Source organism: Delftia sp. WSY_22 (assembly GCF_043104185.1).
Taxonomy (GTDB): Bacteria; Pseudomonadota; Gammaproteobacteria; order Burkholderiales; family Burkholderiaceae_C; genus Comamonas; species Comamonas tsuruhatensis.
Genome location: NZ_JBICKN010000030.1, coordinates 17,311 through 31,060 on the forward strand (window position 1 = coordinate 17,311; position 13,750 = coordinate 31,060).

Here is a 13,750-nt window from a genome sequence, read left to right on the forward strand (position 1 = left end):
GGCCTTTTTGCTGAACCGACCTTTCAGTCAGCTCAGGCCGTCATCAATCCAGCGCCCGGTTGCGCGATTCCACATCCACGGCCCAGATCGACAGGGCGCCGCCCACCAGCATGGCGGACAGCACGGCCAGGGCCAGTGTGAAGTGGGTGGCCATGATGGGCGCAATGATGGCCGGGGCGAACAGGCCGCCGAAGCGCGCCACGGCGCCGGCCATGCCCATGCCGCTGGCACGCAGGTCGGTGGGGTAGACCTCGGGGGTGAACGCATACAGCGCGCCCCAGGTGCCCAGCAGCGAGAAGCTCATCAGCAGGGTGGAGCCGATGACCACGAAGGGCGACGAGCCCAGGCTGTAGAACATGCAGCCGACGGCGCTGAGCAGCAAAAAGCCGATCAGCGTGGGCTTGCGGCCCCAGCGTTCCACGCCATAGGCCGACAGCGCAAAGCCGGGCAGTTGCACCAGGGCCAGCACCACCAGGAAGACCTGGCCGCGCATGAAGGCGAAGCCCTCGCTGCTGAGCTTGACGGGCAGGTAGACGAAGACACCGTAGTAGGCGATGGAGATCAGCGCCCAGGCCAGGAACAGCGAGAGGCTGCGGCGGCGCAGGCCGCCGTTGAACAGCGCGAGGATGGACTTGCGCTCCTGCTTTTCAGGCTGCAGGGCGGGGATGTCCGCCGTGGTGCCGTTGACCTTGGCCACCCGCTGCAGCACCTTGCGCGCCTCTTCGGACTTGCCGTTGCGGTTGAGGAACATGGGCGACTCGGGGATGTAGAAGCGCAGCACCACGCCGATCAGCGCCGGCAGTCCGGTCACGAAGAAGATCACGCGCCAGGCATCGTCACCCCAGGACACGGCCACCAGCGCCAGGATGGCCAGGAAGATGGTGCCCACGGCCCAGAACGATTCCAGCAGTACCAGCCAGCGGCCGCGGCGGTCGCTGGGCAGGAACTCGGCCATCATGGTGTAGTCCACGGGCAGCGTGCCGCCCACGCCGATGCCGGTGATGAAGCGCAGCACCAGCAGCCAGGCGAACTCGGGCGCAAAGGCCGAGGCCACGCCCGCGAAGGCATCGATCACCACGGCCATCATCAGCACCGGGCGGCGCCCGATGCGGTCGGCCAGGCGGCCGAAGACGAAGGCACCGATCAGCATGCCGATGAAGAAGAAGGTGCCGGTCTGCAGCGCCTCGGGCACGGTCTTGCCGAAGGTCTTGGCAATGGACGGCGCGCTGAAGCCGATGGACAGCACCTGCATGGCGTCGGCCAGCCAGACCAGCCCGAAGATGACGAACAGCCGATATTGGAACTTGCCGACACCCGCTGTCTGGATGCCTTTTTCCACCGAAATGTATGTAGATGACATGCAGGGACTCCTTTTCTAGCCATCGCAATTGTTGAATCTGTCTTTTCCCAGGCAAGGCCGTTCAGCTTGTGTTGCCGTCTCCTGCCGTGCCTTCCACCCTTCACACATCCGGAGCGAACCGCTCCCTCGGCGCCATCTCCATGGCCCGATGAAAAAATTCAGGATGTCGGTCTCTGCATCCGGGCGATGGGCGCATTGCGGACAGGCTGCACATCGACAGCGCCGTCCGTTGTTGCCCATCACCCGTCCCCAGCATCAGATGTCAGGACCCAGGCCCTGGAGAGATTCCAGGGCAAGGTGTCCATATCCGCGGCATCGCCCATGCCGCCGCCCATTGCTGCCCATTGCCGCCCTCAGTGCGCATGCGCCTGTGCCTGCATGCGCAGCCGGTTAATCGTCTTCGTGTCGTCTGGCCAAGCTTTTTCCTCCGGTGCAAATCGTTCGCGCAAATATCCGAGCAGGTCCGCGATCTGCCTGTCGTCCAGGCTGTCCCCGAAGCCGGGCATGTAGCCCAGCGCATCGTCGGCCGGCGCCTGTATGCCGTTCAGGATCACCTGGACCAGGTTGTCGGGGCTGGCCGCATGCAGGTTGGTGTTCAGGGCCAGCTGCGGCTTGACGCCGAACAATGTGGGACCGCTGCCCGCCTCATGGCAGACGGCGCAGGCGTTCTGGTAGATGCGCTCGCCATTGGCGTGGCGGTCCAGGGCCATGGCAGGTGGCGCCGCAGGCGCCGCCGCCTGCACGGCGGCCGGCGCCGGTGCCGGCATGGCCGGGGCGGCCTGGGCGGCCTGTGGTGCCTGTGGGGCCTGGCCCGGCAACTCCATCAGATAGGTGGCCATGGCGCGCACATCGGCTTCGGGCAACTGGGCCAGGCCGTGGATGACGGGCGCCATGGGGCCGGCCGCCACGCCGTGGCGGGCCGAGAAGCCGGTGCGCAGGTATTGGTACAGCTCTTCGCGGCTCCAGGGCAGCTTGCCGCCGGCCAGTTGATTGAGCGCGGGCGCCGTCCAGCCTTCGGCCTCGCCGCCGCCCAGGTAGTGGATGCCGGTCTTTTCGGCACCCAGCGCATTGCGCGGCGAGTGGCAGGCCGCGCAGTGGCCCGCGCCTTCGACCAGGTAGGCGCCCCGGTTCCATTCGGCGCTGCGCGCGGGGTCGGCCTTGAAGGGCGTGGCGTCGTGGAACAGCAGGTTCCAGCCCGCCATGGCCGGGCGCAGGTTGTAGGGGAAGGCCAGCTGCGTCTCGGGCGCCTTGGCCTTCACGGCAGGCTGGGACATCAGGTAGCCGTAGAGGGCCTGCAGGTCGCCATCGCTGAGCTTGGCGAAGGCCGTGTACGGGAAGGCCGGGTACAGCTGCCTGCCATCCTGGTGGATGCCGTGGCGCATGGCGCGCTCGAAGGCCGCGTAGGACCAGCGGCCGATGCCGGTTTCGTTGTCGGGCGTGATGTTGGTGGAGTAGATGGTGCCGAACGGCGTCTCCAGCCCGAAGCCGCCGGCATTGGCCGCGCCGCCCGGGGCCGTGTGGCAGACCACGCAGTCGCCCGCAGCCGCCACCAGGCGGCCGCGCTCCAGGGCCTGCGGCGAGTACAGGGACACATCGGGCCCGTCGGTCAGCGGCAGGGCCGGCTTCAGCGGCCAGGCCATGGCGGCCATGCCGGCAAGGCCTGCGGCGCCTGCGGCCAGCCAGCCCCAGCCACGGCCAGGCCGCGCCGCACCGGGCTTGCCGGCACCCTCGCCCGCCAGGGCCAGGCGCAGCTGCTCGGGCTGGAAGGGCACTTCGCGCAGGCGCACGCCTGTCGCATGGTGGATGGCGTTGGCAATGGCGGCGGCGGCGGGCAGCGTGGCCACGCCATCCAGCGCCAGATTGCCCTGGCGGATGACCGCGACATCGCCGGGCACATGTTGCGCCAGGCCGGAGCCGGGCTTGGCGATCACATCGAAAGAAGCAGCGGAGGCTGTGGACCCTGCCCAGTCGTCAAAAGCGGGCGCCGTGCCCAGCAGCCGGCGCGCGTCGGCCAGCAGTTGCGGGTCCTGCTGGACGATCTCGGGCCGCGTGCTGGCGGCCTGCGCCGCTTGCAGGCTGCGGCTGTCATGGCCGGCCACGACGCGGGTCACTTCGATCTCGCCCGTTTGCGGGTGCACGGCCACCTCGGCCACCCAGGCGCTCCAGGCATGGAGGTCGGCGCCCTGCGCATCCAGGGTCTGCAGCTGGGCGGTGGCAAAGCCCCGGCCCAGCAGGCGGCCATCGGCACCCTGGTGGGATGGTGCCTGCTGCGATGCCTGCGCACGCTCGGCCACCTGCCGGGCCAGATCGCGCACCGGGCCTTCGGGCAGGTGCTGCAGCCGCCATTGCAGCGGATCACGGCCCTGGTCCAGCGCCTGCTCATACCAGTGGCTTTCGCGGGCAAAGACCTGGGCGGCATTCAGATCATCGACGCCGGCATGCCGCAGGCTGGCGGCCAGCCTGCGTTCATGCACTTCGCCGGCATCGAGCACGGTGGCCAGGGCCGCGGCGCGCGCCAGCTCGGGCTGGCTCAACAGGCGCGCCATGCTGGGGCGCACGGCCCAGGGCGTGTCGGACAGCAGCAGGTCTGGCTGCGGCGATGCATTGCCCGGCTGAGGCTGCACCACCGTGTCGGCTTCAAGCCCTTGCGAAGGCTGCGCGTCCACGCGCAGCACCAGCTCCCGGCTGTCTGCGCTGCCCGCAGCAGTCCAGGCCTCGCAGGCCACGCTGACGGGCCGGCCCACGGCCTGGGACAGCAGGGCCGCATCGGCCGCTGCGTCCATGAGATCCAGCACATGCGGGGTGACGGCCGCCGTGGCCGGCAGGCTGAACAGCCGCAGCGCGGACTCGGGGCATTGCAGCAATGCGGCCAGTTCTCGGCCGATCATCTGCCGCACGTCGGCGTCACAGGGCGGCAGCCAGACGCTGGCATGGCCGTCCAGGCACCACACGGCTGCGCGTGCGGCACCCTCGCAAGACGCGGGCGCCGCCATGCGCCAGACATAGCGGCCGGCATCGGGCAGGTCGGCCTTGTCAGCCTTGTCGGCCTTGTCGGCTCTGTCGGCAGCACGGGGCGCGCTGGCGGCCCTGGCTTCCTGCCGGTCATCCCAGGCAGGGGCCAGGCCGGCAGCGGCCTGCCGGGCATGGACAGGCGCCACGGCCACCACACCCAGAAAATGCCCGCGCTGCACCGCGGCCACCACGCCAGCCATGGCCTGGGCGTCCTGCAGCCGTGCATGCAGGGGCACGCTGCCCCGGTAGCGCAGACCGTCCCAGGCCGCGACGGGCGGGCGCAGCGCCAGGCCGTGCAGCAGGTCGGAAGGCAGGGCGGGGGTGTGGCCGGCCGGGCTCATGGCTGGACCTCGCCCGCGCTGGAAGATGGAAAACCGGGGGGTGCCTGCAGCGCGGCGCGTTGCGCACGCAGCTGCACGGCGCGCAGGGCGGCCTGCATGATTTCCACATGCGTGCCGCAGCGGCACAGGTTGTGGTGCAGCTCGTTGCGCAGCTCCTGCTCGGTGGGATTGGGGTTGCGGCGCAGCAGGGCCTCCACCGTCATGATCATGCCGTTGAGGCAGTAGCCGCACTGGGCCGCCTGGCAGTCGATGAAGGCCTGCTGCGTGGGGCCGGGGCACTGGCGCGAGCCCAGGCCTTCCAGCGTGGTGACCTCGCGGCCCACGGCCGCCCGCACGGGGATCACGCAGGAACGCGCGGCCACGCCATCGATCAGCACCGTGCAGGCGCCGCATTCGCCCAGGCCGCAGCCGTACTTGGGCCCGTTCAGCTCCAGGTCATTGCGCAGCACATGCAGCAGCGCCGTCCCGGGCGCTGCCGGCACCTCGCATGCGCGTGCATTGACCTGCAGGCGGATGGGGTGGGGGGTACTGCTTGGATGGACTGGGGTTCCCATGGGACGAGGCTCTTGCAACTTGGCTGCGGTTCAGGATGTCGGCGTTCTGCGGCCGGACAGGAGTGGGGGGATTCCCTCCCCTCCCCTCGTCCGGCAAGGCAGCGAGTATCAGGCCGCTGCCTTGACCTTGGGCTCGACCAGGGGCACGTTGAACACGTCGTAGCCGAAGCACCAGGACGGATCTTCGTTGGTGCGCAGCCAGGTGTTGTCGTGCGAGATGCGCTGCACCTTGCTGGCGCGCTCGGCACGGTTGGCTTCGTACAGGGCGAAGGCCAGCTCATGGTTGTGCGCGCCGACTTCCTTGAGGCAGCGCGCCAGCATGGCGCCGTCCTCGATGGCCATGGCGGCGCCCTGGGCCATGTGGGGCTTCATGGGGTGGCAGGCATCGCCCAGCAGCACCAGGCGGCCACGGCTCCACAGCGGCAGCGGATCGCGCTCGAGCAGCGACCACTTGGTCACTTCCACGGTGGCGTCGATCAGTGCCTGCACGGTGGGATGCCAGCCCGAGAAGGCCTCGCGCATCTCTTCCTTGCTGCTGGGCAGCCAGCGGTCGTTGAGGTCCCACTTCTCGACGGGCACGCCGGTCACGTAGTACAGCTCGTCGGCCTTGCCGGTGACGAAGTAGGTCATCATGTGGCGGTCATCGCTCCACCACTTCACGCAGGCGTCGAAGGGCAGCATGCCGGCCTTGACCTCGGGCGTGGGGAACACGGCGCGGTGGGCCAGGTAGCCCGCGTACTTGGGCAGCTCCGGGCCCAGGAGTTCCTCGCGGATGCGGGAGTTCACGCCATCGGCGCCGATGACGATGTCGGCCTCCTCGGTCGTGCCGTCGGCAAAGTGCATGACGACCACATTGCCGCGGTCCTCCACCTTGGTCAGGAACTTGCCGTAGGCCATCACGCTGTCGGGCAGGGCCTCGACCAGCAGCGCATGGAAGTCGCCACGGTGCACGGTCAGGTAGCTGGCGCCGTATTCCTTGACGGCGTAGTCGCCCAGCGGGATCTGGGCCAGCACGTCGCCCGTCTGCCAGTGGCGGCTGTACCAGTAGTCGGGATGCGAGCCCTGCTCGTTGAGCGCGTCCTCGATGCCGATGCGGCGCAGGATCTTCATCACATTGGGCCCGACGTGGATGCCGGCTCCCAGGCGCGAGAAGCTGGGCGCCTGCTCATAGACGCGGACATTGAAGCCTTCCTGGAGCAGCAGCTTGGCAGCTGCAGCCCCGCCGAGACCGGCGCCGACAACGGCGATTCGAGGGGATTGAGACACAGTTTTCTCCTTGCAGGAATGTTGAAAGCCAGACGGGGCAACCGTTGCTTCGGCGCGTCCTTGCAGGGTGTAGAGCAGGAAGCGTGCCAGGCAACAAAACACTTAATTCAGGTGTATGCGCTTGAATTTTTCAAATCGACGCATGCACCATAGGGCGGCAGAATAAATTGAAGTTCGCCATTTTTGGTGCAATTTCTGCACCAAATCAGTACAAACCCCGAGAAAATTCTCATTTGCAAGGCGGCACGTCTTTTGCAAGAATAAAGCGTACACACTCAGTTGATTCTGATCAGAAACCCTCGAAACTTCGCAAAGGCAAGTCCATGACCAAAACGTTCCGCATCGGCCAGATCGTCCCCAGCTCCAACACCACCATGGAGACCGAGGTGCCGGCCATGCTGCAGGCCCACTCCACGCTGCGCCCGCAGGACCGCTTCACCTTCCACTCCAGCCGCATGCGCATGAAGAAGGTCCAGAAGGAGGAACTGGCCGCCATGGACGCCGAAAGCGACCGCTGCGCGCTGGAGCTGAGCGACGCGCGCGTGGACGTGCTGGGCTATGCCTGCCTGGTGGCCATCATGGCCATGGGCAAGGGCTACCACCGCGTCTCGCAGCAGCGCCTGACCGAGCGCACGGCCAGCAATGGCGCCACCGCCCCGGTGATCACCAGCGCCGGCGCGCTGGTGGAAGCGCTCAAGGTCATGGGCGCCAGGAAGATCGCCCTGGTGGCGCCCTACATGATTCCGCTGACCCAGCTGGTCATGGACTACGTGGCCGCCGAAGGCTTCGAGATCGTGGACTGGCGCGCGCTGGAGATCCCCGACAACCTGGACGTGGGCCGCCACGACCCCGCCAAGCTGCCCGGCATCGTGGCCGGCATGAACTACGCCGACGCCGACGTGATCGTGCTGTCGGCCTGCGTGCAGATGCCCTCGCTGCCGGCCGTGGCCCAGGTCGAGGCCCAGACCGGCAAGCCCGTGCTGACCGCCTCCATCGCCACCACCTATGCCATCCTCAAGGAACTGGGGCTGGACCCCGTGGTGCCGGGCGCGGGTGCGCTGCTGTCGGGCGCCTACCCCTACGACACCGGCAACAGCGCAGCCAAGGCCTGAGGAACACACGCATGACCAGCACCTCCAGCACCCCCAGCACATTCCGCTACGGCGGCAACGTCCATGCCAACGGCATCCGCCAGCACTACCTGCGCTACGGCGGCGCCGAGGGCGAACGCGCGCAGCGCGACGCCGTCATCCTGATCCCCGGCATCACCAGCCCGGCCGTGACCTGGGGCTTCGTGGCCGAGCACCTGGGCCGCCAGTTCGACACCTATGTGCTGGACGTGCGCGGGCGCGGCCTGTCGTCTTCCGGCCCGGGCCTGGACTACAGCCTCGATGCCCAGGCCGCCGACGTGGCCGCCTTCGCCCAGGCCCTGGGCCTGCAGCGCTGGGCGCTGGTCGGCCACTCCATGGGCGGGCGCATCGCCGTGCGCGCCGCGCGCAGCCAGCCGGTGGGGCTCACGCGCCTGGTCATCGTCGATCCGCCGGTCTCCGGCCCCGGCCGCCGCGCCTACCCGGCCGCCCTGCCCTGGTATGTGGACTCCATCCGCCAGGCCACGCTGGGCATGGATGCCGAGGCCATGCGCGCCTTCTGCCCCACCTGGACCGAAGAGCAGCGCCAGCTGCGCGCCCAGTGGCTGCACACCTGCCACGAGCCGGCCATCGTGCAAAGCTTCGAGGACTTCGGCCGTGACGACATCCATGCCGACCTGCCCCGCATCCAGCACCCGCTGCTGCTGGTCACGGCCGAGCGCGGCGACGTGGTGCGCAGCGAGGACGTGGCCGAGTGGCAAGGCCTGGCACCCCAGACCGAGCATGTGCGCGTGCCCAACGCCGGCCACATGATCCCCTGGGACAACGAGGCCGGGTTCTACGTGGCCTTGGGCGATTTCCTCGGCGCGCGGGTGGACTGAATGTCCAACCGCAGCCCACTCCCATCCATCGCGACACCAAGGAGCCGACCATGTCCGTCAGCGATATCGATCTGATCCACGCCTGGAAGCAGGTGCTCACGCTGTCCCGGCTCGAAGCCGGCCAGACCGTCACCGTGCTCACGGGCGCCGACACGCACCCGCAGACGCTGCGCTGCGCCATTGCCGCTTCCAGCGAAATGGGGGCGCGCGTCAACCGCCTGGACCTGCCGCCCGTCAATGCCGAAAAATCACTGAGCCGCGACTCGCTGGCCTACCTGGGAACCACGCCACTGACCGGCAACCCCGCCGCCATCGCCGCGCTCAAGGCCAGCGACCTGGTGCTGGACCTGATGACGCTGCTGTTCTCGCCCGAGCAGCACGAGATCCTGCAGACCGGCACCAAGATCCTGCTGGCCGTGGAGCCGCCCGAGGTGCTGTGCCGCCTGGTGCCCACCGAGGGCGACCGCGCGCGCGTGCAGGCCGCATCCAAGCTGATCGAGGCGGCCGGGCAGATGCACATCACCTCGGCCGCGGGCACCGACCTGCGCTGCCGCCTGGGCAGCTTCCCGGCCATCTGCGAATACGGCTTCGTGGACCAGCCCGGCCGCTGGGACCACTGGCCCAGCGGCTTCGTGCTGACCTGGCCCGACGAGGGCGAGAGCAACGGCCGCGTGGTGCTGGACCGGGGCGACATCCTGCTGCCCATGAAAGACTACGTGACCGAGCCCATCGAACTCGTCATCGAAAAGGGCTACGTCACGCGCATCAGCGGCGGCCTGCAGGCCGACATCCTCAAGGAGTACATGGCCTCCTACGAGGACCCCGAGGCCTATGCCGTTTCCCACATCGGCTGGGGGCTGCAGCCGCGCGCCCACTGGTCCATGCTGGCCCACTACAACAAGGAAACCCACATCGGCATGGACGCCCGTGCCTTCGAGGGCAACTTCCTGTGGTCCATGGGCCCCAACAACGAGGCCGGGGGCAGCCGCACCACGGCCTGCCACATCGACATCCCCATGCGCCACTGCTCGGTGGCGCTGGACGGCAAGCCCACGGTCATCGACGGCGTGGTGCAGGACGAGGAAGGACTGGCGCGCGCCGCCAAAAGGTCCAAGCAAGGAAAGGACATCGCATGACAACCGCCACCACCAGCACGCAGAGCGTTCCCACCGAGGGCGTGCAGGGCGACATCTCTGCCTACGCACGCCAGGGCTTCGGCACACCGCTGCCGCTCAAGGCCCCGTTCGGCCTGCTCATCATCGACTTCGTCAACGGCTTTGCCGACCCGGCCGTCTTCGGCGGCGGCAACATCCCCGAAGCCATCGCGCAGACGCAGCACCTGCTGGCCCATGCGCGCGAGCGCGGCTGGCCCGTGGCGCACAGCCGCATCGTGTTCTCGGACGACGATGCCGACCACAACATCTTCTGCCTGAAGGTGCCCGGCATGCTGACCCTGAAGGAAGACAGCCCCAACAGCGCCATCGTGCCCCAGCTGGCCCCGGCCGCTGGCGAATACGTGGTGCGCAAGAGCACGCCCTCGGCCTTCTTCGGCACCATGCTCGCACCCTGGCTGGCCCAGCGCGGTGTGCAGACCCTGCTGGTGGCCGGCTGCGTGACCAGCGGCTGCGTGCGCGCCAGCGTGGTCGATGCCATGCAGTCGGGCTTTCGCCCGCTGGTGGTGGCCGACTGCTGCGGCGACCGCGCCCTGGGCCCGCACGAGGCCAACCTGTTCGACATGGCCCAGAAGTACGCGGCCGTGATGCCGCTGGGCCAGGCCATCGCCGACACCGACGCCCTCGCCGCAGGTTGATCCCACCGCGCCAACGCGCCTATGGGGCCGGCCCTGCGCAGCCGGCCCCGGAGTGCATAACATGCACAGGGCACGCCTGAAGGCGTGCCCGCGAAGAACACCGCCCCATGAACCTGCCCCAGCCCCAAGCCCTGCACGCACAGCTGCTCACGCGCGCCGACACCCTGCTTGTGGTGCGCCAGCCCGTGGCGCCGCCGCGCCCTGCGCCCGGCCAGCCCGGCACGGCCTCCGACTATGTGCAATCCACGCCCGAGGTCTTCGTGGCCGTGCTGGCCGACGAAGCCGCGCCCCAGGGTTGGCGCGCCCTGGCCTTCAACGGCCATGTGGACCTGGGCACGGGCATACGCACGGCCCTGGCGCAGATCGTGGCGGAAGAACTCGAAGTGCCTCTGGAGCGCCTGGACATGGTGCTGGGCCACACGGCCGCCGCACCCAACCAGGGCCCGACCATTGCCAGCGCCAGCATCCAGATCTCGGCCGTGCCGCTGCGCCGCGCCGCCGCCCAGGCGCGCGAGCAGTTGCTGGCGCTGGCCGCGCAGCAATGGAGCGTGGCAGCGGACCGGCTCCAGGCGCGCGAAGGCCTGGTGCGCTTTGCCGATGGCAGCGATGCCCGCGAACTCGGCTATGGCGATCTGCTGCGCGGCCTGCAACTGCAGCTGACGCTGGCCCCGCCCGATCAGGAGGTGAAGCTCAAGCCCGCCAGCGAATACCGGCTCGTCGGCCGTGGCGCGGCGCGCGTGGACATCCCCGCCAAGGCCACGGGCGAGCTGAGCTTTGTCCATGATGTGCGCGTGCCCGGCATGCGCCATGGCCGCGTCATCCGCCCTCCGCACCCGGGCCGCGACGGCGGCGATTTCATCGGCCGCTGCCTGGTGGCAGTGGAGCGCGACTCCGTGGCCCACCTGCCCGGCAACGTGCAGGTGGTCACCGAGGGCGACTTCGTCGGCGTGGTCGCCGACCGCGAGGAACAGGCCATTGCCGCCATGCGCGCGCTGCGCGTGCAATGGCAGGCCGTGCCGCCGGCGCCTGACTTATCCGATCTGGCTGCGGCGATACGCGCCAATCCCGCCCAGCACCGCTCGCTGGTGGACCAGGGCACTGTGGACGATGCCTTCGCGGGCGTCGGCACGGGTGCGGCCACCGAACTGCGCCGCAGCTACGTCTGGCCCTACCAGATGCATGCCTCCATCGGCCCGTCCTGCGCCGTGGCCGATTTCAGCGAGGGCCGTCTCAAGCTCTGGGCCGGCACGCAGAACCCCCACATGCTGCGCACCGACCTGGACCGCCTGCTGCAACTGGGCGAGGACCGCATCGAGATCGTGCGCCTGGAGGCGGCCGGCTGCTACGGCCGCAACTGCGCCGACGATGTCTGCGCCGACGCCGCCCTGCTGTCCATGGCCGTGGGCGCGCCCGTGCGCGTGCAGCTCACGCGCGAGCAGGAACACCAGTGGGAGCCCAAGGGCACGGCCCAGCTCATGGACGTGAGCGCGGCCATCGATGCCCGGGGAGAACTGCTGGCCTACGACTTTGCCGTGCGCTACCCCTCCAACGACGCGCCGCTGCTGGCCCTGCTGCTCACCGGCCGCATCCCGGGCGAGCCGCGCACGCTGGAGATGGGCGACCGCACGGCCGTGCCGCCCTACCGCTACGCCAGCCAGCGCATCACCTGCCATGACATGGCGCCCATCGTGCGCTCGTCCTGGCTGCGCGGCGTCTCGGCCCTGCCCAATTCCTTTGCCCACGATTGCATGATCGACGAGCTGGCCCACGCGGCCGGTGCCGACCCCGTGGACTACCGTGTTCGCCACCTCGATGACCCGCGCGCCGTCGAGCTGATCGAGGCCACGGCCCGCCACGCGGGCTGGCAGCCAAACCAGCCGGGAAGCCGGGGCCTCCCCGGCGCCGACGGCCTGCTTCACGGGCGCGGCGTGGCCTATGCGCGCTACATCCACAGCCGCTTTCCCGGCTTCGGCGCGGCCTGGGCCGCCTGGGTCATCGACATCGACGTGGACCCCGCCAGCGGCCGCATCACCGTGCGGCGCCTGGTCGTGGGCCAGGACACGGGAATGATGGTCAACCCCGACGGCGTGCGCCACCAGATCCACGGCAACGTCATCCAGACCCTGAGCCGCAGCCTGATGGAGAAGGTCGCCTTCAACGAGCAAGGCGTGGCCAGCCGCGAGTGGGGCAGCTACCCCATCATCGGCTTCCGCGACCTGCCACCCATCGAAGTGGTGCTGATGCCACGCCAGGACGAGCCCCCCATGGGCGCAGGCGAATCGGCCTCGGTCCCCGGCCCGGCCGCGCTGGCCAATGCGCTGTTCGACGCCACCGGCCGGCGCTTCTACGCCGCGCCCTTCACGCCCGACGTGGTGCGCGCCGCACTGAATGCCGCGCCGAACGCCACGCCAGAGACTGCACAACCCGCCTAGTCTTTCAGCGCCCCCGCATGCCGCAGGCACTGCGCGCGCCAACCGGCGTCGTCCTGCAGTTGCAGCGCGGCCTGCAGCGCGCGCGTGGGCGCCACGCCCTGCTGGGCCATGAAGCCTATGGGGGTGACCAGTTCGGGCGAGCGCAGCGGCCGCGCCACCAGGCCCGGCATGTGGCGCACCGTGGCCACCATGGCGCCGGGCAGCACGGTGGTCATGCCATCCGTTCCTTGCGCCACGGCCATCACCAGGGTCAGCACGGAGTTGGTTTCCATGGCGGGCTGCACGGAAATGTCCACGGCGGCGAAGGCCTCGTCGATCACCGTGCGGTTGTGCATGTCGGGGGTGAGCAGGCACAGCGGCATGCCGGCCACTTCGCGCCAGGCGATGTCGGCACCAAAGGCAAAGGGCCGGCCCTCGCCCTGCCCATCGCGGCACTCGGGGCACTCGCGGCACAGCAGGTAGTAGTGCTCCTCGTACTGGGGCCAGGACTGCAGGCGCGGGCCGCGCGGCGGCATGCGCGCGCTGTAGCCCAGGGCCAAGTCCAGCGACAGGTCTTCGAGCCCGCTCTCGATCTCGGCCGAGCTCATGGACAGCACCACGGGCGTGATGCCCGGATGGTGCTCGCGCAGCAGGGCCGCAAAGCGCGTGAGCATGGGCATGGCCGTGGGCACGGCCGCCATGCGCAGCTGCCCGCGCAGCGCGCCGGCGGCGGCGCTCAGTTCCTGGCGCAGGCCTTCCTCGGCCCGCAGCATGGCCAGGGCCGTGGCCAGCACCTGATCGCCCTCGGGCGTGAAGCCCGCGAACGAGCGGCCCCGGCGCACGATGACCGTGCCGAACTCCTCCTCCAGCGCGCGCAACGCATTGGACAGCGCCGGCTGGGTGATGTGGCATGCCAGCGCCGCGCGGCCGAAATGGCGGTGCTCGTTGAGCGCCGCCAGATACCGCATCGAGGTCAGCAGGTTCATGCGCAATAACCTGAGTCGATTACCATGCCACCGATTTCGGC

10 protein-coding genes are annotated in these 13,750 nt (G+C 69.4%); 5 read left to right on the forward strand and 5 right to left on the reverse strand.

What is annotated here, in order from left to right:
• Positions 1-43: 43 nt before the first annotated feature.
• From ACF8NF_RS16205 to ACF8NF_RS16220, 4 genes are all read right to left on the reverse strand, one after another.
• On the reverse strand, positions 44-1,360 hold the full coding sequence (locus ACF8NF_RS16205) for an MFS transporter (protein WP_026062635.1): 1,317 nt from the start codon (positions 1,358-1,360) through the stop codon (positions 44-46).
• A 353-nt stretch (positions 1,361-1,713) separates the two neighbouring features.
• Complete coding sequence (locus ACF8NF_RS16210; RefSeq protein ID WP_392450859.1) at positions 1,714-4,713, reverse strand: c-type cytochrome; 3,000 nt, start codon at positions 4,711-4,713, stop codon at positions 1,714-1,716.
• On the reverse strand, positions 4,710-5,267 hold the full coding sequence (locus ACF8NF_RS16215; protein ID WP_046985986.1) for a (2Fe-2S)-binding protein: 558 nt from the start codon (positions 5,265-5,267) through the stop codon (positions 4,710-4,712). Before ACF8NF_RS16215 ends, ACF8NF_RS16210 begins: the two co-directional genes overlap by 4 nt.
• 108 nt (positions 5,268-5,375) lie before the next feature.
• Entirely contained in the window at positions 5,376-6,533 is a 1,158-nt protein-coding gene (locus ACF8NF_RS16220; protein ID WP_016449030.1) for an FAD-dependent monooxygenase, read from the reverse strand.
• A 323-nt stretch (positions 6,534-6,856) separates the two neighbouring features.
• On the opposite strand from ACF8NF_RS16220, the gene ACF8NF_RS16225 reads away from it, so the two are divergent.
• From ACF8NF_RS16225 to ACF8NF_RS16245, 5 genes are all read left to right on the forward strand, one after another.
• Positions 6,857-7,645, forward strand: a complete 789-nt coding sequence (locus tag ACF8NF_RS16225; RefSeq protein WP_016449031.1) for a maleate isomerase — start codon at positions 6,857-6,859, stop codon at positions 7,643-7,645.
• A gap of 11 nt (positions 7,646-7,656) precedes the next feature.
• The gene (locus tag ACF8NF_RS16230; RefSeq protein ID WP_074923075.1) at positions 7,657-8,502 is read left to right on the forward strand and encodes an alpha/beta fold hydrolase; all 846 of its coding nucleotides are present in this window, start codon (positions 7,657-7,659) and stop codon (positions 8,500-8,502) included.
• Positions 8,503-8,552: 50 nt separating this feature from the next.
• Positions 8,553-9,638: a hypothetical protein gene (locus ACF8NF_RS16235; protein WP_012203775.1), complete on the forward strand. Its 1,086-nt coding sequence runs from the start codon at positions 8,553-8,555 to the stop codon at positions 9,636-9,638.
• Positions 9,635-10,312 (forward strand): N-carbamoylsarcosine amidohydrolase, encoded by a 678-nt coding sequence (locus ACF8NF_RS16240; protein WP_016454168.1) that lies wholly within the window; start codon positions 9,635-9,637, stop codon positions 10,310-10,312. The genes ACF8NF_RS16235 and ACF8NF_RS16240 overlap by 4 nt, the downstream gene beginning before the upstream one ends.
• Before the next feature lie 107 nt (positions 10,313-10,419).
• Positions 10,420-12,744: a molybdopterin cofactor-binding domain-containing protein gene (locus tag ACF8NF_RS16245; RefSeq protein WP_392450860.1), complete on the forward strand. Its 2,325-nt coding sequence runs from the start codon at positions 10,420-10,422 to the stop codon at positions 12,742-12,744.
• Here the strand turns inward: ACF8NF_RS16245 and ACF8NF_RS16250 are convergent.
• Entirely contained in the window at positions 12,741-13,709 is a 969-nt protein-coding gene (locus ACF8NF_RS16250) for a LysR family transcriptional regulator (protein ID WP_016449036.1), read from the reverse strand. The two genes, ACF8NF_RS16245 and ACF8NF_RS16250, sit on opposite strands and share 4 nt — an antisense overlap.
• Positions 13,710-13,750 lie beyond the last annotated feature (41 nt).